The 19416-nt window shown below is 70.9% G+C and carries 14 protein-coding genes; 9 read left to right on the plus strand and 5 right to left on the minus strand.

Annotated elements, in window-relative coordinates; genetic code table 11:
- Positions 1-32 precede the first annotated feature (32 nt).
- A complete protein-coding gene (locus E1284_RS03255; RefSeq protein ID WP_131936866.1) occupies positions 33-695 on the plus strand; it encodes a sulfotransferase family protein in 663 nt (220 codons plus the stop codon).
- A 6-nt stretch (positions 696-701) separates the two neighbouring features.
- Here the strand turns inward: E1284_RS03255 and E1284_RS03260 are convergent, their stop codons facing one another.
- Both E1284_RS03260 and E1284_RS03265 read right to left on the minus strand, forming a co-directional pair.
- A complete protein-coding gene (locus E1284_RS03260) occupies positions 702-2090 on the minus strand; it encodes an NDP-hexose 2,3-dehydratase family protein (RefSeq protein ID WP_131936868.1) in 1389 nt (462 codons plus the stop codon).
- Positions 2091-2124: 34 nt separating this feature from the next.
- Positions 2125-2973, minus strand: a complete 849-nt coding sequence (locus tag E1284_RS03265; RefSeq protein WP_207923532.1) for a helix-turn-helix transcriptional regulator — start codon at positions 2971-2973, stop codon at positions 2125-2127.
- Positions 2974-3143: 170 nt separating this feature from the next.
- Between E1284_RS03265 and E1284_RS03270 the strand changes: the two genes are divergently transcribed.
- Together E1284_RS03270 and E1284_RS03275 are read left to right on the plus strand one after the other, a co-directional pair.
- Positions 3144-4442 carry an acyltransferase domain-containing protein gene (locus E1284_RS03270; RefSeq protein ID WP_131936872.1) on the plus strand — a complete coding sequence of 433 codons (1299 nt, stop codon included), beginning with the start codon at positions 3144-3146 and terminating at the stop codon, positions 4440-4442.
- A 15-nt stretch (positions 4443-4457) separates the two neighbouring features.
- Positions 4458-6044, plus strand: coding sequence for an acyl-CoA carboxylase subunit beta (locus tag E1284_RS03275; protein ID WP_131936874.1), 1587 nt, complete (start codon positions 4458-4460; stop codon positions 6042-6044).
- 181 nt (positions 6045-6225) lie between these two features.
- On the opposite strand, the gene E1284_RS03280 is transcribed toward E1284_RS03275, so the two are convergent.
- Entirely contained in the window at positions 6226-7074 is an 849-nt protein-coding gene (locus tag E1284_RS03280) for an AfsR/SARP family transcriptional regulator (RefSeq protein WP_131936876.1), read from the minus strand.
- 759 nt (positions 7075-7833) lie between these two features.
- On the opposite strand from E1284_RS03280, the gene E1284_RS03285 reads away from it, so the two are divergent.
- Complete coding sequence (locus tag E1284_RS03285) at positions 7834-8610, plus strand: alpha/beta fold hydrolase (protein ID WP_131936878.1); 777 nt, start codon at positions 7834-7836, stop codon at positions 8608-8610.
- A gap of 64 nt (positions 8611-8674) precedes the next feature.
- Here E1284_RS03285 and E1284_RS03290 read toward each other — a convergent pair whose 3' ends face one another.
- On the minus strand, positions 8675-9526 hold the full coding sequence (locus E1284_RS03290; protein ID WP_131936880.1) for a M23 family metallopeptidase: 852 nt from the start codon (positions 9524-9526) through the stop codon (positions 8675-8677).
- A 45-nt stretch (positions 9527-9571) separates the two neighbouring features.
- A complete protein-coding gene (locus tag E1284_RS03295; protein WP_207923533.1) occupies positions 9572-10072 on the minus strand; it encodes an ArsR/SmtB family transcription factor in 501 nt (166 codons plus the stop codon).
- 288 nt (positions 10073-10360) lie between these two features.
- Here E1284_RS03295 and E1284_RS03300 point away from each other — a divergent pair, with 288 nt between their 5' ends.
- The 5 genes from E1284_RS03300 to E1284_RS03320 all read left to right on the plus strand — a co-directional run bounded on the left by E1284_RS03300 (position 10361) and on the right by E1284_RS03320 (position 19045).
- Positions 10361-13567 carry a glycosyl hydrolase 115 family protein gene (locus E1284_RS03300; RefSeq protein WP_131936882.1) on the plus strand — a complete coding sequence of 1069 codons (3207 nt, stop codon included), beginning with the start codon at positions 10361-10363 and terminating at the stop codon, positions 13565-13567.
- Entirely contained in the window at positions 13564-14946 is a 1383-nt protein-coding gene (locus E1284_RS03305) for a glycoside hydrolase family 10 protein (protein WP_131936884.1), read from the plus strand. The genes E1284_RS03300 and E1284_RS03305 overlap by 4 nt, the downstream gene beginning before the upstream one ends.
- Positions 14947-15088: 142 nt before the next feature.
- Positions 15089-16885 carry a glycoside hydrolase family 15 protein gene (locus tag E1284_RS03310; protein ID WP_131936886.1) on the plus strand — a complete coding sequence of 599 codons (1797 nt, stop codon included), beginning with the start codon at positions 15089-15091 and terminating at the stop codon, positions 16883-16885.
- 22 nt (positions 16886-16907) lie between these two features.
- Positions 16908-17960 (plus strand): glucose 1-dehydrogenase, encoded by a 1053-nt coding sequence (locus E1284_RS03315; protein ID WP_131936887.1) that lies wholly within the window; start codon positions 16908-16910, stop codon positions 17958-17960.
- Between the two features lie 128 nt (positions 17961-18088).
- Positions 18089-19045: a DUF5954 family protein gene (locus E1284_RS03320; RefSeq protein ID WP_131936889.1), complete on the plus strand. Its 957-nt coding sequence runs from the start codon at positions 18089-18091 to the stop codon at positions 19043-19045.
- Positions 19046-19416: the final 371 nt, after the last annotated feature.

Below are 19416 nucleotides of genomic sequence, written 5' to 3' on the forward strand. Positions count from 1 at the left end.
CGGCCGACCGCGGCCGAGGAAGGGACATCACCATGGTGAGGCTCATCAACGCCGGTCTGGGCAGGACCGGCACGACGTCGCTGAAGGCGGCGCTGGAACGGCTCGGCTACGGCCCCTCGTACCACATGTTCGACATCATCGGCAGCGAAGAACGCCTCAGGCAGTGGGAGGGGATCGTCTGCGACGGGCAGCCGCCCGACTGGGAGACCGTCTTCGACGGCTACGCCTCCGCCGCGGACGGGCCCTCGGCCGTCTACTACGCGCAGATGTTGGAGGCGTTTCCCGAGGCGAAGGTCATCCTCACGATCCGCGATGGCGAGGGCTGGTACCAGAGCACCCACGACACGCTCTACCAGTTCGCCCTCAAGAGCCGGGAGACCCCTCCACCGGCCGGCTCGACGCAGGCGCGGCTGTACCGCGTGGTGAACACCATGGTCTGGGAAGGGCTCTTCCACGGCCGGTTCGCCGACAGGGAGTACGCGATCGAGGTCTTCCGCGACCACAACCAGGAGGTCGTCAACGGCATCGATCCGGACAACCTTCTCGTCTACGACGTGACGCAGGGCTGGGAACCGCTGTGCGCCTTCCTGGGACTCGATGTACCGGTGGAGGACTTCCCCCGTGTCAACGACACCGAGTCCATGCGCCAGGTCATCGGGAAGATGAGCGGCGCGGGCCCGGCCTTTCCGGAATGAGGTCTCTCACGCCGGGCCGCGGCCGATGCCGGCCGCGCCCGCGTTGAGGACGGCGAGAAGGGTCCGCGCCTGCACGTTGACGTACCGGCTGTGTCCCGCCAGCCAGTTCAGCTGCCCCGGGGTGACCCAGTGGTAGCCGGGCGGGGCCTCGGCGGGAGTCGTCGACTCGCCGGTCTCGACGATCAGGTAGCGGCTCTCGGCGTTGAGGAACCGGCCGCCCTCCTCGGAATGGACCGCCGAATAGCGGATGTCGGCCGGGTCCGCGTTCAGCATCAGGTCGAGGAAGGGCGGGCGGCGCGCGGCCGGCAGGTGCGCGTAGTTCGCCGGGACGGCCTGCACGGTCGGCCCGAGTTCGGCGGTGTCGAGGAAGCCGCCTTCGACACGGGCGTGCACGAGAAGATGCGGCACGCCGTCGAAGACGCGGTACGCGAACCCGACGATCCCGGGGCCGACCGGTTCGAAGAGGGGCTGCGTCCAGCTCGCGACCTCCCGCCCGGCCCCTTCCACACTGACGGCCATCACCCGGAAGAACCTGTGGTCGGCACGGTGGACGGAGTGATCGTCGCGGCGCCAGCCGGCCACGTCGCGCAGCGGCGTCAGCCGGGCCAGCACGTCGTGGCGGGCCCGTTCGCCGGTGAACCAGGACAGCAGGCCGTCGTCCGAGGACAGCGCCCGCCGGTCCGAGTACGGCATCGGAGCGCTGGCCAGCACGGTGCGCGCGTCCATGTTCACCAGGTTGTCCCGGTGCAGCAGCGCGCCGAGCTGTCCCAGCGTGAGCCAGCGGAAGTCGTCGTCGACGGGCACGTCCTCGTCCACTTCGACGATCATGTTGCGGTTGCGCTTGCGGAAGAACCACGAGCCGTGCTCGGACTGCAGGACGTCGGTGAGCACCCGGTGCCGGTCGCGACGCAGGAAGTACTCCAGGTACTTCACCGCCGCCCCGCCGTGCGTCTTCGTGTAATTGCTGCGGGTGGCCTGCACGGTCGGCGACAGCTGCACCAGATTGGGGTTGCCGGGCTCCATCTTCGCCTGGAGGAGGAAGTGGAGCACGCCGTCGAACTCCCTGGCGAGGATTCCGAGGATGCCGATCTCGGGCTGCACGATGATCGGCTGCTCCCACTGCGCGGTGGGCCGTACGACCTCGAGGCCCGTGACGGAGAAGAACCGCCCGCTGCGGTGCCTCAGGTCACCGGTGTCCGCCGCGAACGACCACCCGTCGAGGTCGGCGAACGGGATCCGCCGCACCCGTGCCCCGCACGCCCGCCTGCGGGCGGCCAGCCAGTCCGCCGCGTCGCGGGTCGCGATGCCGGCGCCTTCGGCCGCCGCCGCGGAGCGGGCGAGCCGTTCGGCGGTCCCGGCGCCGGAGCGCGGACGCAGCACAGCACGGGTGGTCACGGTCGGTCATTCCTTCCAGGTCGGGTGAGGAGCCCTAGAGCGTGCGGGCGTCTTCGAGCGTGCCGTGGCGGCCCTGCGTTCGACTGCGCGAAGTCGCCAGTCGAACGGGCCTGCCGCCGGCGTGCCCGGCCGGTGCGGGGCGGACGGTGATGAAAGGGCATCCCGAGGCAGCCGCGAGGGTGGGCCGGGGCTCCAGGTCGGGCAGCGCGAGCAGGACGGGCGGGTCCGCCGGCCGGCCATGGCGCAGGCGCACCGCGACGCTGGTGGCGGCGTCCGCGGTGATCGTCACAGGGTCGTGCCTGCTGACCAGCGCCGTCCGGTGGACCCACGGATCGGGTCCCAGGCTCTCGGTCCTGCCGACCGCGTGGACGAACCACTCGCCTTCGGGGACGTCCGGCAGGTGGTAGCAGGACGGACGGCCCCTCGGCACATCGACGACGACGGCGGCGGTGGGCGGGTGCTGCACGATGGGCGTCTCGAAGGCGCCCACGTACACCCGCGCGTTCCCGTGCCCCTCCGGCACACTGATGGTCCCCGCGACGGCACCGCGGCCGGGACGCGGCCTCGGCCGCGGATCCGGCAGATCGAACCCCCCGGTCCGCGACAGGCGCCGGAACCGGCCGGGCGAGACGCCGACGCTGGCGGTGAAATAGTTGGTGAACGAGCCGAGGCTGCTGTACCCGACCGCGCAGGAGATGTCGGCGATCCGCATCGAGGTGTCCATCAGCAGGCGTTTGGCCTGCTGGACGCGGATCGCGGCGAGGAAGCGGCCGGGGGTGACGCCGGTCGTCTCCCTGAACAGGCGCGTGAAGTAGAAGCGGCTGAGCCGGGCGCTCTCCGCGATCTCCGTGAGCGAGAGCGGCTCGCCGTAACGCTCCCACATGCATTCGACTGCCCTTTCAACGGCGTCGTCCATAGGCACCTCGCTGCGTCTGCTCCTGGCCTCCCACGGTGGGCCGCGGCCGTCGCGGCCGCCTAGAGCGGCGCTCGTGGACCGCCGATTGGGCAAGCTCCGAGATGGACGCGCCCGGCGCTTGGCACACGCTGGGACGCGTGCACAACATTCATGACGCGAACACGACCGCCCACGGCGGACCGGTCCGACCCGAGCCCCGACCGGCCCCCGCACACCATCTCCTGCTCCTGGACGCGCGGACGGTGACGGAACTGCGCGGCCGGGTGGCGCACCTGATCGACCAGGTCCGGGCGCCGGGGCCCGACGGCCTCGGTGACGTGGCCGAACGCTCGCAGCGGGGGCTCGCCGGCCGTCCGGTACGGGCGGGCGTCGTCGCCGCGTCGGCGGAGCAGGCATGCGAGCGGCTCGGCGCGCTGGCCGCGGCCCTGCGCGACGGCGTGGCGGCGACCTTCGACGTTGCCAACGGGGTGTTCGCGGGCGACGCCGACCGGGTGGACGGCGAGCCGCGGATCGGATACCTGTTCCCGGGCCAGGGGTCCACCATCGGGATCGGCGGCGACGCGCTCACCGGCCGGTTCGACACGGCACGGGACTTCTACCGGACCGTCCCGCTGCCCGCGGCCGGCGACCCCGGCTCACTCGGCGCCGCCCAGCCGCGGATCGTCGCCTCGTCCGCCACCGGGGTGCGGGTCCTGTCCGAACTCGGCATCGAGGCATCGGTGGCGGCCGGCCACAGTCTCGGCGAGCTGACGGCGCTGCAGTGGGCAGGCGCGATGAGCGAGGCGGACCTGCCGGCCCTCGCGGCGGCACACGGCCGCATCCTGGCGGACGTGTGCACGGGCGACGGCATGATGGCGGTGGTCACCGGGAGCCGGGACGAGGTCGAGCCCCTGCTGCGCGGCGAGCCGGTCGCCGTCGCCGGTTACAACAGTCCGGCGCAGACGGTCGTCGCGGGTCCGGCCGAGGCGTTCCCCCGCGTCCGGCGCGCCGCCGTGGCGGCCGGTCTCAAGGCGGCCCGCCTTCCGGTACCCGACGCGTTCCACACCCCGGTGATGGCACCCGCGGCGGGGCCGCTGCGCGCGTACCTGGCGGGCAGGCGGTTCCGCCCGCTGGAGCGGCGGGTCGTCTCGACGGTGACGGGCGACGTCCTGCCGCCGGACACCGATCTTCGCGACCTCCTCGTCGAGCAGCTCTGCACGCCGGTCATGTTCAGCCAGGCGGTCCAGCGGATGGCCGGCGAGGTCAGCCTGATCATCGAAGTCGGGCCCGGCCGCTTGCTGTCGGTCCATGCCGCCAGGGTTTGCCCGGACGTCCCCGTCGTGCCGCTGGCCGCCGATGAGCCGTCGCTGTCCGGCGTGCTGTCCGCGGCGGCCGCCGCCTACGTCCTCGGGGCACCGGTCCGGCACGACCGCCTGGTCGCCGGCTCCACCGTTTGAGGAAGACGCATCACCATGAGCGAACAGTTCTCCGTTCCGGCGCCGGACGCCGGACGGCCCGGGCCGACGACCAGGGACCGCGTCCGGCGGCTGCACGAGATCCGCACGCGGGCGATCAACGGCGACGAACTGGCCACGGAACGGCAGCACGCCAAGGGCAAGCTGACCGCGCGGCAGCGGCTGGAGCAGCTGCTCGACGGCGGTTCGTTCACCGAGTTCGACCTGTTCCGGCGGCGCGCGAACGGCGCCGGCCCCGCGGGGCCCGCCACCGACGGGGTCGTGGCCGGCGCGGGCACCGTGCACGGCCGCCGGGTCTTCGCCTACGCGCAGGACTTCCGCGTCCTCGGCGGGTCGCTCGGCGAGGTGCACGCCGCGAAGATCCACAAGGTCATGGACCTCGCCCTCGCCGCCGGGGCGCCGCTGGTCGCCCTCAACGACAGCGGCGGGGCGCGGATCCAGGAGGGCGTCACCGCGCTCGCCGGCTACGGCGGGATCTTCCGCCGCAACGTGCGCGCCTCGGGCGTGATCCCGCAGATCAGCGTGGTGCTGGGCCCCTGCGCCGGCGGCGCGGCGTACTCACCGGCACTGACGGACTTCACCTTCATGGTCCGCGACACCGCGCACATGTTCGTCACCGGGCCGGACGTCATCCGGACCGTGACGGGGGAATCGGTCTCGCACGAAGAGCTGGGCGGCGCCCGGGTGCACGCCTCCACCTCCGGCGTCGCGACCTTCGTCCATGACGACGAGGCGGCCTGCCTGCAGGACGTCCGCTACCTCATCTCGCTGCTGCCGGCCAACAGCCATGATCTCCCGCCGTCCTGCGAGACCGGCGATCCGCCGGACCGGCGCTGCCCCAGGCTCGCCGACATCGTGCCCGCGAACCCGAAGATCCCCTACGACATGCGGGACGTGGTCGCGGAGATCGCCGACCACGGCGAGTTCATGGAGGTCCACGAGCACTGGGCCGGCAACCTCGTGTGCGCGCTGACCCGCATCGGCGGACGTACGGTCGGCCTCCTCGCCAACCAGCCGCTCGTCCGCGCCGGCGTCCTCGACATCGACGCCTCCCAGAAGGGGGCCAGGTTCGTGCAGATGTGCGACGCGTTCAGCATCCCACTGGTCACGCTCGTCGACGTGCCCGGCTTCCTGCCCGGCGTGGATCAGGAGCATCACGGGATCATCAGGCACGGGGCGAAGCTGCTGTACGCGTACTGCGACGCCACCGTGCCCCGCATCCAGGTGATCCTCCGCAAGGCCTACGGCGGCGCCTACATCGTGATGGACTCGCGATCCATCGGAGCGGACCTGTCCTACGCGTGGCCGACCAACGAGATCGCCGTCATGGGAGCCGAAGCCGCCGTCGGCGTGATCCACCGCAAGGAGCTGGCCGCCGCCGACGATCCCGATCGGCTCAGGTCGCAGCTCATCGCCGGGTACACGGAAGAGCTCATCCACCCGTACTACGCGCCGGAACGGGGTCTGGTCGACGATGTGATCGATCCGGCGGACACGCGCATCACCATCACCCGGGCGCTGGATCTGCTCAGCGAGAAGCGACCGGAGACACGACCTCGCAAGCACGGCAATCCCCCCTTCTAGCGGCGTCGCGATCTCCGGGGGACCGCCCCCCGTTGACGTGCGGCGTATCGGTGCCATCTGGCGGCCCATGACAACGACACGCCGCACGTCAACCCAGCCGGTGGAGCTTGGTGGGAGCCTTACCGGCGGCCCGGTGCCCCCGCTTTCCCGGCGGCCGCGTCGCCGTCCACCGGTGACCGGTTCACCGGGCACCGTCCAAGCGGCTCGCGGCGAACTCCTCGCGCGGCCACGCCATCGCCCCGGTCTCCAGCGCGGGATCCCCCGACAGGATGGCCGCCTGCAGGCGCTGCAGCCTCGGGGCGGGCTCGACCCCGAGCTCGCGGTTGAGCACGGATCTGAGCCGGTGGAATGCCTGCAGCGACCGCCCGACGTGCCCCGCGCGGTACAGGGCCGCCATCAGGAACGCGCAGAGGTTCTCGTTCATCGGGTCCCGGGCCGTCACGAGCGTCAGTTCGCCGAGCAGGTCGCTGTGCCGCCCCAGGGCCAGATCGGCCTCGATCCGCCGCTCCAGCGCCCCCTGCCGGCGTTCCTCCAGCGACGCCGCCTCGATCTCGAGGACGCGGCCCTTCCGGACGTCGACCATCGCCGGACCGCGCCACAGCTGCAGCGCCCGGCCGAGCTCCGCCGCCGTGCGGCGATGGTCCCCGTTTTCGGCGGCCGCCCGTCCGGCCCGTACCCGGCGCTCGAAAACCTCGACATCGGTCTGGCAGGCGTCTTCCTCCAACAGATAGCCGTAATGGCAGGTGCCGAGCATCTGCCGGGCGCGCGGATGGCCGCAACTGGCTGCGGTCAGAGCGTTCCGCAACTGCAATATGTAGGTCTGCAGCGTCGTTGCGTAACTGCGCGGCGGGAAGTCGCCCCACAGTTCCTCGATGAGCGTGGGCACCGTGACGACCCGGCCCGCGTTCAGGGCGAGCAGAGCCAGCACCTGACGTTGCTTGGGTGCGCTGGCCGGCACCGGCTTCTGGTTGAGGTTAATGGTCAGTGGGCCGAGCAGCCCGATGCTCAGCGGCCTGGGATCGCGGTCCATGATCGTCTCCCCGTAGTGCACTGGTGGACCTATCCCGCTGATCATGCCTTCCGAATGCGCAGATTTCCAGTGAGCCGATTGCATCCATGTTCGGCCTGCGGTGGAGGGTAACGATGGTCCGGATGGCGGCCATGAGGCGGCAGGGGATCACCGGACTTTGTGGAAAGTCGAGGGCCGGCGAGAATTTCACGTTTGAATGGCCACTGGCTTCACTGGAGTCCCAACTGTTCGCTCCCACCCCAGGAGTACGGGGTGGACCAGACGACCTGGTAGACCATTACTCCGTCGGCCACATGCACCGACCGTCCGGCGGCGGCCGTCCAGAGCGACTTCCGCCGGCGGGCCGCGACGAGTTCGCAAACAAGATCCACCGTCGCATCAAGCCTTCACGCGCCCCGCTCCGACTCGGCGCACGGAATGGATCCGGTGAGCGGTACTAATGTCACGGCCCGAACCTCCGACAAGGGCGCGGCATGATAAGCAGGAGCGGCCGACCGACGTAGCCACAGTTTTATTACCCGTTTCGCGGCACGCACCCGTCACTACGATGTCACGGTGAGTCACCAATATTCCGATGGCGTTTGCCATTGGTCGGCAGAACACAGATCAATCTGAACTCCATGGCTTTTCGAGAACGTTCTTTCGCACCTTTTGCGTCCGGTAGGACGAGTTCGCCTGCGACCGCTTCTCGAGCGATCGTCCACCGCCCTGCTGGAAATTGGCGAATCGGCCCCATCCATTCGGATCGAGGAGATCTCGATGCGCAAAGTCGTTTCCCGGGACGGCACGACGATCGCTTACGAGAAGACCGGCGACGGCCCTCCGATCGTGCTTCTCAACGGCGCGTTCCGCGACCACACGATCTTCGATCAGCTCGTTCCGGAACTGTCGCCGCACTGCACCGCCTACGTCTACGACCGCCGGGGACGCGGCGAAAGCGGCGACTCCCCCTCCTACGCCGTCGCGCGCGAGATCGAGGACCTCGCAGCGGTGATCGACGAGGCCGGCGGCCGAGCGGTGGTGTTCGCCGGGTCCTGCGGCGCGAACCTGGCCCTCGAAGCGGCGCTGGCCGGCGTACCGATCACCAGGCTCGCGCTGCACGAGCCGTACTACCGGGTCGAAGGCCACCGCCGACCCGCCGCCGACTTCGCGGCCAACCTCCGGGCCCTGCTGGCCGACGGCAAACGCGGTGAGGCGGCGGAGTACTTCCTCTCCGAGTTGATGGACCTCTCACCGGAAATGATCGCCGACTGGCGGCGGGGACCACTGTGGGCGGAGAACGAGGCGAACGCCCACACCCTCCTTTACGACACCGCGCTCTGCGGCGACTTCAACGTCCCCGTGCAACGGCTGGCCGCCCTCCGGATACCGGCCCTGGTGGTCAACAGCGACGGCACCAGCGATTGGTTCCGCGACGCGGCGCGGGCGACGGCGGCCGCACTCCCCAACGCGCGGGGAATGCAGCTGCCCGGTTCATGGCACCGGGTGCAGATGGACGTCCTCGCCCGCGTCCTGGCCGACTTCGCCACCACCTGACAGCGGGTGTCCCTGCATCCGCGACCGCCGCCCGGAAGGGCCGGGTGCAGGTCCTGCGGGCCGATCACTCGGCGGGCGCACCGCCGGGCTCGGAGGCAGGGGCCGTGAAGGGGGTGCGGGCGCTGGGGGCGCCGAGTTCGGGGCGGCCGCCGGTCTCGTAGCGGAAGGCGAAGGGGATGCCGGCGGCGGCGAGCGGGCGGGGGCGGTCCATGAGGTGGAAGTGCAGGTGGGGCTCGGAGGTGTTGCCGGAGTTGCCGACCTCGCCGAGCACGTCGCCCGCCCGGACGCGGTCGCCCTTCGCCACGCGGACGGAGCCGCGGCGCAGGTGCGCGAACACCGCGTACACGCCGCCGCCCAGGTCGAGGGTGACGGAGTTGCCGACGACGAACCGGCCGCCCGACAGGGTCAGCAGCGAGAGAAGCTGGCGGAAGAGCATCCCCTCGACCAGCAGGTAGAGGAGGCCGGGCCAGGAGTTCCGGCTCCAGTGGTCGCGCTGCCGGCCGCTCGCCTGGACGACGACGCCGTCGGCGGGCGCGAGGACGTCCTGCCCGAACGCCGGGAACGTCTCCGGGCGCGCCGCGAGCGGCCACCGGCGGAGCGGGGTCCACGGCCGTCCGGGATCGGGCACGTGGACGAGGTCGATCGCGTACGTCTGGCCCAGCTCGTGGGTCCCGTGGCTGGGCACCTTGTCGGCGGGGCTGTTGACCGCCGCCCAGCGGCCCCGCACCGGGCTGCGCACCACGACCGGCTCGCGGTCCGGGCCGCCGCCGGGCACGAAGAACAGCACGATCCCCGCGACGATCAGGACGAGCCCGGCCCACCAGAGCGCGCCGACGCCGTGCAGGGGTTCGGTGAAGCACACCAGCAGTCCGAGCAGCAGGAGCACCGTCCGGAAGCGGGCGATCGTCCTGAGCATCTCTCTCTCCTCCGATCGGGTCGGTCGGCGGCGGGCGCCGCGCCGTCAGCGGCGGGCCGCCGCGAGGACGGTGAGCAGCGGCACCACCCGTTCGCCCGGGACGCCGTACTGCCCGCGCGCGGTGGTGCGCAGCCAGCCGGCGGCGACGAGCTGCCGCAGGTGGTGGTAGAGCTGGCCGGTCGTCCCGAGGCGTTCATGGGCGGCCAGCTCGGCGGTGGTGCGGGCGCCCTGGAGGATCTCGCGGAGCAGCAGCAGCCGCACCGGATGCGCCAGCGCGCTCAGCGTCTCGGCGGCCTGCGACCAGTCGTCCGCCAGCAGGTCGTCCACCGGGTGGCCCTGCTGCCACTCGTAGTGCTCGCCGGCCGGCAGCGTCACCGAGCCGGTGAACAGCACGCCGCCGGGGTCGGCGACGCGGTCCTTCAGCCCGTCCAGCGCCCAGAAGGTGTCGTCGGGACGGTCCCGGCCGGCCGCCGGACGCGGCCCCTCCAGCCGGGCCACCCGCTCCTCCAGGCGCGCGACGCGATCCGCCAGGGTCTCCTCAACCACGACTCCACTATTACGTAATTACGTACAATCGGCAAGTTGCCCTGCCCTTCACTCCGCCGTCCTCCGGACGACCTGGTCCGGCGACGCCCGGACGGCGGGCGCAAGGTCGGCGCCGATCTTCGAAAAGTTTCGGATGCTGATCACGCGTGCGGTCCGGCTCGTGACGTTCTGACCACTGAAAGCCGATGGAAACGGTTGACGGTAGGGACGCTTGGGGTTATTTTCCTGTCTACTCTCGAAAAGCTATCGAAAAGTTTCGAGGTCGCTCCCCCACTGAGGAGACCGCCGATGGGCAGATCCCCGCGGACGTGGAAAGTCCTCCTGACCCTGGTCCCTACCGTCGTCGCCTTCACCGCCGTGCCCGCCGCCGCGATGGCCGCGGCCGGACCGGCCGGCCATGGAAAGCCCCGCCACGCCGACCCGGAGTCCTACATCTCGTTCCGCGGCGGGCGCGGCTACTTCCCGCTCGTCGAGCACGGCAGGGCAGCGCCGCTGGTGGTCAGCGGCGCCGACTTTCCCGGCGTCGTGCGCGTCGTCGGCGACCTCCAGTCCGACGTCGAGCGCGTGACCGGCGTGAAACCGCAGATCGCGCAGGCCGTCGATGCCGTTGAAGGCAGGGTGCCGTCCGGCCGGGACATCGTCATCGTCGGGACGATCGGCAAGAGCCCGCTCATCAACGACCTCGTCTCGTCCGGCAAGCTCGACGTGAACGGCATCGCGGGCAAGTGGGAGACGACGCTCGAACAGGTCGTCGACCACCCGATGCCGGGCGTGCGCCGCGCCTTCGTGATCGCCGGCAGCGACCAGCGCGGGACGATCTACGGCGCGTACGACGTCTCGAAGAACATCGGCGTCTCGCCCTGGTACTTCTGGGACGACGTCCCGTCGCGGCACCGGCGCGCGCTGTACGTCAAGCCGGGCCGACACACCCAGGGCACTCCGGCGGTGAAGTACCGGGGATTCTTCATCAACGACGAGAATCCCGCGCTGAACCGGTGGGCGCCGAAGTTCTTCGGGAACGGCAAGGCGCCCGGCTATCCGAACGGCTTCAACCACGAGTTCTACGCCAAGATCTTCGAGACGATGCTCCGGCTGAAGGCCAACTACCTGTGGCCGGCGGTCTGGGGGCGGGCGTTCGCCGAGGACGATCCGCTGAACCACGCGACCGCGAAGAAGTACGGCGTGGTCATGGGGACCTCCCACGAGGCGCCGATGATGCGCGGCATCGAGGAGTGGAACCGGCACGCCGTCCCCGCCCAGCGGGACGCGGACGGCACCATCGTCAAGCCCGGCCACGACCCGTACGGCGGCACGGGCGAATGGAGCTACCGCCGTAACGCCGCCGCCATCGAGAAGTACTGGAGAGACGGCGTCCAGCGGATGGCCGACGAGGACTTCGAGGGCGTCGTCACGCTCGGCATGCGCGGGAACGGCGACGTCAGCCTCCCGGACGGCGACGGCATCGACCTGATGCGCAGCATCATCGCCAAGGAGCGCGAGATCCTCGGCGACGTCACCGGCAAGGACCCGACCGCCACCCCGCAGGTGTGGACGCTCTACAAGGAGGTCCAGCGGTACTGGGACCGGGGGCTGCGCGTGCCCGACGACGTCACGGTCGTCTTCACCGACGACAACTGGGGCAACATGCGCAAGATGCCCGATCAGAGCCTGCCGGCGCGCACCGGCGGGTACGGGCTCTACTACCACTTCGACTACGTCGGCGGCGGCCGCAACTACAAGTGGGTCGACACCGCGCAGCTCGGCAACACCTGGGAGCAGCTGCACCAGTCCTACCAGTACGGCATCCGCAACCTGTGGGTGGCGAACGTCGGCGACATGAAGAACGACGAGCTGCCGCTCCAGTTCTTCCTCGACTACGCGTGGAACCCCGACAAGTGGCCGCTGCGGAACCTGAAGGAATGGGAGCGGCAGTACGCCGCGCAGAACTTCGGCACCGAGCACGCGGACGAGATCGCCGACGTCCTCGACACGTACGGGAACCTCCAGGCGCTGCGCAAGCCGGAACTGCTGAACCGCCGCATCACCGTCGACCCGGACAAGGACCTGTCGACCGACTCCGGCGCGGTCGTCTACGACGACGAGCAAACGCCGTTCTACCTGAACCAGTACAGGGAAATGGCCACCGTCACCGCACGGTGGAAGCGCCTGGCCGCACAAGCGGAACGGATACGCGAACAACTGCCCAAGGCGTACCAGGACGCCTACTACCAGCTCGTCCACTACCAGGTGAAGGCGACCGCGAACCTGTACGAGCTGCGGGAAGCCGAGTTCACGAACATCCTGTACGCCAAGCAGGGACGGGCCGCCACCAACGAGTACGCCGACCTCGCCGAGGCCCGTTTCGCCGACGACCAGGCGATGTCGGACCACTACAACACCGGACTCGCCGGCGGGAAATGGAACGGCTTCCAGAGCCAGCCGCACATCGGCTACGGCGACGTCGAGCGGTACGGCCCGAACGCGCCCTGGCAGCAGCCCGAGCGCGACAACGTGGCCCTGCCGGACGAGATCTTCCCCAAGCTCCAGCGGATCGACGTCCCGGACGGCGCCGACATGGGCGTCGCCATCGACGGCTCCGACGCGTGGTGGCCGAACGCGAAGTCCGCGGCCGTCCTGCCGGAGTTCAGCCCCTACCAGAGCGGCCCCGCGCAGTACATCGAGGTGTTCAACCGCGGGTCCGACCCGTTCCAGTACAAGATCTCCCCCGCCGAGCCCTGGGTGCGGGTGACCCACGACCGGGGGCAGGTCGACAAGCAGGTCCGCGCCACGGTGTGGATCGACTGGTCACGCGCCCCCAAGGGGACCAGCCGTGTGCCCATCGACATCTCCGGCCCGGACGGCCGCACCGTGACCGTCCAGGCAGTCGTGAAGAAGCCGGCCTCGTACCGGGCGCACGGTTTCGTCGAAGCCGGCGGCTACATCTCCATGAACGCCGACCATTACAGCCGCGCGACCGACACGGCGGCGGCGCAGTGGAAGCGCGTCCCCGGAATCGGCCGGACGGACGCCGGAATGAAACCGTTCCCGGTCACCGCGCCCAGCCGGCAGGCCGGCGAGGGCCCGCGCCTCGAATACGACATGACGCTGACCACCACCGGCCCGGTGAAGGTCTGGGTCTACATGTCGCCGAGGAACAGCGTCCTTTCCACCGAGGGCCTGAAATACGCCGTCTCGATCGATGACGAGCAGCCGCAGGTCGTGAACGCGACGGCGCAGACCGGCGCGAACGACACCACCATGAACAAGCAGTGGGAGCGGAACACCTCCGACAACGTGAACCGCACCGTCACGACCCACACCATCACCGAATCGGGGACGCACACCCTGAAGCTCTGGATGGTCGACCCCACGGTCGTCGTGCAGAAGATCGTGGTCGACACCGGAGGCCTCAGGACCTCATATCTCGGGCCCCCGGAAAGCCGACGGGCCGGGTTTCGCTCAACCCCCACCCTTCTAGGAGGAACGAAACCATGAGAAAGGCACTCACCGCAGTGCTGGGAGCGGTGTCACTGCTCCTCGCGATGCTGGTGGCCGTGGCGCTTCCCGCGTCGGCGGCCCCCGGCACGCTCGGCGAGGCGGCCGCCGCCAAGGGCCGCGTCTTCGGTACCGCCGCCGCCCAGAGCCACATGGGCGAGTCGGCGTACGTGAACACCCTCGACCGCGAGTTCAACCAGCTCACGCCCGAGAACGAGATGAAGTGGGACACCACCGAGCCGTCCCGCAACTCGTTCAACTTCAGCGCGGCCGACCAGCTCGTCAGCCACGCGCAGGCGCACAGCATGAAGATCCGCGGGCACACGCTGGTGTGGCACAGCCAGCTGCCCGACTGGGTCAGCGGCATCTCCTCGCGCGACGACCTGCTCAGCGTCATGCGCAACCACATCGCGAAGGAGGCCGGCCACTTCGCCGGGAAGATCAACTACTGGGACGTGGTGAACGAGGCGTTCCAGGACGGTTCCGGTGCCCGCCGCGACTCGGTCTTCCAGCGCGTCATCGGCGACGGCTACATCGAGGAGGCGTTCCGGGCGGCACGCCAGGCCGACCCCAACGCCAAGCTCTGCTACAACGACTACAACATCGACGGCCAGAACGCGAAGAGCAATGCCGTCTACAACATGGTGCAGGACTTCAAGGCGCGCGGCGTCCCGATCGACTGCGTCGGGCTCCAGGCGCACCTGACCCTGGGCAACGTCCCGTCCGACATGCAGGCCAACATCCAGCGGTTCGCGGCGCTGGGCGTGGACGTCCACATCACCGAGCTCGACATCCGCATGAACACCCCGGCGGACAGTTCCAAGCTCGCCACCCAGGCGAACGACTACAAGAAGGTCGTGTCCGCCTGCCTCGCCGTGTCGCGCTGCACCGTCATCACCGTGTGGGGCATCACCGACAAGTACTCGTGGGTCCCCGACGTGTTCCCCGGTGAGGGCGCCGCGCTGCTCTTCGACGACAACTACAACAAGAAGCCCGCGTACGACGCGGCGCTCCAGGCCCTCGGCGGCTCCTCCGACGACGACGGCGGGGACGATGGCGGCGACGATGGCGGCGACGGCACCATCACCTGCACCTACACCCGCACCACGCAGTGGAACAACGGCTTCAACGGCCAGGTCACCATCACCGCCGGCAGCAGCGCCGTCAGTTCCTGGACGGTCGTCATGACGCTGAACTCCGGCCAGACGATCGCCGCCCTCTGGAACGGCAGCGCCAGCACCAGCGGCAACGTCGTCACGGTCAAGCCGGTCGGCTGGAACTCGAACCTGGCGCCGGGCGGTTCCACGTCGTTCGGCTTCACCGCGAACGCGCCGAGCGGCAACATCTCCGACCCGTCCATCACCTGCGGCACACCCTGACAACTACCGGCACCGGCACGGCGGCAGCTCCCAGGCCGCCGTGCCGGAGCGTTTCCGGAGCCGTTCCCCGGAATCTCTGACGGCCGGGAGATACATGCACTATCACGGGTAGGTCGAAGTAAGCCCGCGACCAACAGTGAGGATGCTCGTCTTGGCACTGAGGATCGAGGACTACGGACTGCTCGGGGACACGCAGACGGCGGCGCTGGTCGGCAGGGACGGATCGGTCGACTGGCTGTGCCTGCCGAGGTTCGACTCCCCCGCCTGCTTCGCCGCGCTGCTCGGCGACGAGCGGGCGGGGTTCTGGCGGCTCGCGCCCGCGTCCGGCGGGCTGTGCACGCGGCGCCGGTACCGCGGCGACACGCTGATCCTGGAGAGCGAGTGGGACACCCCGGACGGCACCGTCCGGGTCATCGACTTCATGCCGCCGCGCGGCGAGGCCGCCGACATCGTCCGGATCGTGGAGGGCGTCAGCGGGCGCGTCCCCATGCACACCGAGCTGCGGCTGCGGTTCGACTACGGCCGGATCGTCCCGTGGGTGCGGCACCGCGAGGGCGAGCGCAACGCGATCGCGGGCCCGGACGCGGCCTGGCTGAACACCCCCGTCGCGATGGAGGGCCGCAACCTCGCCACCTACGGCGACTTCGCCGTGTCGGCGGGCGAGCGGGTGCCGTTCGTGCTGACCTACAAGCCGTCGCACCTGCCGCGCCCGCAGTCGGTCGAGCCCGAGCGGGCGCTCACCGACACCGAGGCGTTCTGGTCCGGCTGGATGGGGAGCTACAGCTACGAGGGACGCTGGGACGAGGCCGTCCGCCGGTCGCTGATCACGCTGAAGGCGCTCACCTACGCGCCGACCGGCGGCATCGTCGCCGCCGCGACCACCTCGCTGCCCGAGCAGCTCGGCGGCCCGCGCAACTGGGACTACCGGTTCTGCTGGCTGCGGGACGCGACGTTCACGCTGCAGGCGCTGCTCGGCACCGGGTTCGCCGCCGAGGCGAAGGCGTGGCGCGAATGGCTGCTGCGCGCGGTCGCCGGCGACCCCGCCGACCTGCAGATCATGTACGGCATCGACGGCACCCGGCGGCTCACCGAGTTCACGCTGGACTGGCTGCCCGGATACGAGGGGTCGGCGCCCGTCCGGGTCGGCAACGCCGCGTCCGGCCAGTTCCAGCTGGACACCTGGGGCGAGGTCCTGGACGGCCTGCACCTCGCGCGGACCGCCCGCATCGGGACCGACGAGAACGCCTGGGACATGCAGGTCGCCCTGATGGACTTCCTCGAGGGGCACTGGAGCGACCCCGACAACAGCCTGTGGGAGGTGCGCGGCGACCGGCGCCACTTCGTCCACTCCAAGGTGCTCGCGTGGGCCGGCGTCGACCGCATGGTGCAGGGCGTCGAGCAGTACGGCCTGGACGGGCCGGTCGACCAGTGGAAGGCGCTGCGGCAGGAGATCCACGACGACGTGTGCGCGAAGGGGTTCGACTCCGACCGGGGCACGTTCACCCAGTTCTACGGCTCACGGGGGCTGGACGCGGCGCTGCTGCTCATCCCGCAGGTCGGGTTCCTGCCGTGGAACGACCCGCGGGTGGTCGGCACGGTCGACGAGGTGCAGCGCGAGCTGTACCGGGACGGATTCATGCTCCGCTACGACACCGGCGCGGACGGCGGCGTGGACGGCCTGCCGGGCGGCGAGGGCTCGTTCCTGGCCTGCACGTTCTGGCTCGCGGACGCGCTGCACGGCATCGGCCGCACCGGGGAGGCGACCGAGCTGTTCGAGCGGCTGCTCGGCCTGCGCAACGACCTGGGCCTGCTCAGCGAGGAATACGACACGGCCACCGGGAGGCAGATCGGCAACACCCCGCAGGCGTACTCGCACGTCGGACTCGTCAACACCGCGCGGCACCTGAGCGGCACCCGCCCCGCCGTCCGCCGGTCCTGACCGCTGGAGAAGGAGAGACCCTATGCGCGCCTTGACCGTCGTCCCGGAGAAGGGCGGCTCACTGGCCGTCACCGACGTCCCCGACCCCGAGCCCGGGGAGAACGACCTGCTGGTCGACGGGCTCGCGGTCGGGGTGTGCGGCACCGACCGGGAGATCGCCGCCGGCGACTACGGCTGGGCGCCGCCGGGGCACGAGCGGCTGGTCATCGGGCACGAGTCGCTCGGCCGGGTGCGGCAGGCGCCGTCCGGCAGCGGCTTCGCCCCCGGCGACCTCGTCGTCGGCGTCGTCCGCCGCCCGGACCCCGAGCCGTGCGGGGCGTGCGCCCACGGCGAGTTCGACATGTGCCGCAACGGCCGGTACACCGAGCGCGGCATCAAGGAGATCGACGGGTACGCGAGCCGGGCGTGGCGGGTCGAGGCCGACTACGCCGTGAAGCTGGACCCGCGGCTGGCCGAGGTCGGCGTGCTGATGGAGCCGACCACGGTCGTCGCGAAGGCATGGGACCAGATCGAGAAGGTCGGCGCGCGGGCCTGGTTCGAGCCGCGCCGGGTGCTGGTGACGGGCGCCGGGCCGATCGGGCTGCTCGCCGCGATGCTGGGCGCGCAGCGCGGCCTCGACGTGCACGTCCTCGACCGGGTGGCGGACGGGCCGAAGCCGCAGCTCGTCGCCGACCTCGGCGCGACCTACCACCACGAGGGCCTGGACAAGGCGGTCGAGGGCTGCGAGCCGGACGTGGTGATCGAGGCGACCGGGGTGTCCCAGCTGGTGTTCGGCGCGATGGCGCGCAACGCCGCCTACGGGATCGTGTGCCTGACCGGGGTCTCGCCGACCGGCCGCATGCTCCAGGTCGACGCGGGCGACCTCAACCGCGACATCGTGCTGGAGAACGACGCGATCATCGGGTCGGTCAACGCGAACCTCGGCCACTACGCCGCCGCCGCGCGGTCCCTGGCGGAGGCCGACCTGGACTGGCTCGGCCGGCTCATCTCCCGGCGCGTCCCGCTGGAGCGCTACGCGGACGCCTTCACCCCGCACCCGGACGACGTGAAGGTCGTCATCGACCTGAACGGCTGACCGCCGGAAAGGCCCCGCATCAATTCTCCCGAATAAAGGCGGATAATTGCGGGCAATGAGGGCACGCCCGGCGCGGGAATGCGGGGAAAGGCGTGCGCCGGAACCGGGCGCGCGGCCAGGATGCGGGCATGACCTTCGCGTTGATGCGCGGGTACGACCACATCAACGTGGTCGCCCGCCTCGATCCGGTCGCGGCGGTGCGCGACCGGGAACTCGGCGAGCGCATGCTGCGCTACCCGAAGATCTACTCCATCGGCTCCCCCGAATTCGGCCACGCGACGCAGACCGGGGACGAGTGGCGCATCGGCTCACTGGGGGCGGACGACCCGACGGCCGCCCGCTACAACCTCGCCATCGATCTGCGGACCGCCGCCGCCGACGGCCCCGGCACCGCGACCGCCGAGGCGATGCTCGCGGCGGCGGCCCGGCTCGACCCGGAGGAGGGCGAACAGCTCGCCAAGGACGAATGGGAGGTCGGCGACCACCGGTACCGGATCATCCGGGTGGAGCGGTTCGTCCAGTTCGGTGACCGGGTGCTGGAGCCGCCCCGCACCACCGACGCCGACCTCGCGGCGGACGGCCTGCTGCGCGACCACCCGATCGACCCGGCGGCGCCGTGCGGGCACTGGGAGGCGCAGCTGCGGCTGAACCTCGTCATCTTCCTGGCGACTTCGGGCGACATCCCCGACATCGTGCGCACCGAGGCGCGTCACGCGATCCAGGCGCATCCCGGCGTCGTGGTGCTGCCGCCCACGTTCATGGTGGTGGAGCTCGCGGACAACGGCTGGGGCCCGCTGACCGGCGGCGACACCCCCGAGGACGCCCGCGACGGGCTGGCGCGGTACTTCACCGGGCGGCTGCCGAGGCTGCGCGCCTTCGAGGGCGACCCCGCCTCACCGGAGGAGCTGGCCGGATGGTCCGCGATGGCGGAGGAGATCAGGGCCACGCCGGGCCACTCGTTCAGCGTCCGCGGCCGCGAGTTCCGCACCGTCCGCGTGTCGCGCATGCTCCGCCTGGGCCGCGACGGCCCGGAGTCCCCCCGCCCGTCCGACGAGGAGCACTCCGACCTCCCCGCCGACGCCTGAACGACCCGCACCCTTCTCCGCCCCGGCCGGTGTCCGGAGCTCCGCGCACGCCGCGGAGCTGAACGCCCCTCCCGGCCTGCCGGCGCGAACCGGCGCAGCGAGTCGGAGTGGTCGGCGCGCGGCCCCTGTGCCCGAGGCCGGCGCCGCCTTCTCGCCTGCGGTCCGTTACGCGGTCTTGCGCGAGTGTTCACTGGCCGGGGGTGCGCGGTTCGCCGGGGGCGGGTCATGATCATCTGGTTGGTGGTCGTGGGGAGGGGCGTCGCTGATGCGGTGGATCGTGGCCGGGGTGCTCGTGGCCGGGATGGCGGCCGGAGGTGTTGCTCCGGCGGTCGCGGAGCCGGTACCGCCGCCGGGGGTGGACGGGGCCGGGT

It is taken from the genome of Actinomadura bangladeshensis, assembly GCF_004348335.1.
Taxonomy (GTDB): Bacteria; Actinomycetota; Actinomycetes; order Streptosporangiales; family Streptosporangiaceae; genus Spirillospora; species Spirillospora bangladeshensis.

Bases quoted from the DNA above. Each gene is read 5' to 3' on its own strand.
- E1284_RS03265 (WP_207923532.1), bottom strand. From the start codon at position 2,973: ATGTGGGAGCGTTACGGCGAGCCGCTCTCGCTCACGGAGATCGCGGAG.
- E1284_RS03315 (WP_131936887.1), top strand. From the start codon at position 16,908: ATGCGCGCCTTGACCGTCGTCCCGGAGAAGGGCGGCTCACTGGCCGTC.
- E1284_RS03275 (WP_131936874.1), top strand. From the start codon at position 4,458: ATGAGCGAACAGTTCTCCGTTCCGGCGCCGGACGCCGGACGGCCCGGG.
- E1284_RS03320 (WP_131936889.1), top strand. From the start codon at position 18,089: ATGACCTTCGCGTTGATGCGCGGGTACGACCACATCAACGTGGTCGCC.
- E1284_RS03285 (WP_131936878.1), top strand. From the start codon at position 7,834: ATGCGCAAAGTCGTTTCCCGGGACGGCACGACGATCGCTTACGAGAAG.
- E1284_RS03305 (WP_131936884.1), top strand. From the start codon at position 13,564: ATGAGAAAGGCACTCACCGCAGTGCTGGGAGCGGTGTCACTGCTCCTC.
- E1284_RS03255 (WP_131936866.1), top strand. From the start codon at position 33: ATGGTGAGGCTCATCAACGCCGGTCTGGGCAGGACCGGCACGACGTCG.
- E1284_RS03300 (WP_131936882.1), top strand. From the start codon at position 10,361: ATGGGCAGATCCCCGCGGACGTGGAAAGTCCTCCTGACCCTGGTCCCT.
- E1284_RS03310 (WP_131936886.1), top strand. From the start codon at position 15,089: ATGCTCGTCTTGGCACTGAGGATCGAGGACTACGGACTGCTCGGGGAC.
- E1284_RS03290 (WP_131936880.1), bottom strand. From the start codon at position 9,526: ATGCTCAGGACGATCGCCCGCTTCCGGACGGTGCTCCTGCTGCTCGGA.
- E1284_RS03280 (WP_131936876.1), bottom strand. From the start codon at position 7,074: ATGGACCGCGATCCCAGGCCGCTGAGCATCGGGCTGCTCGGCCCACTG.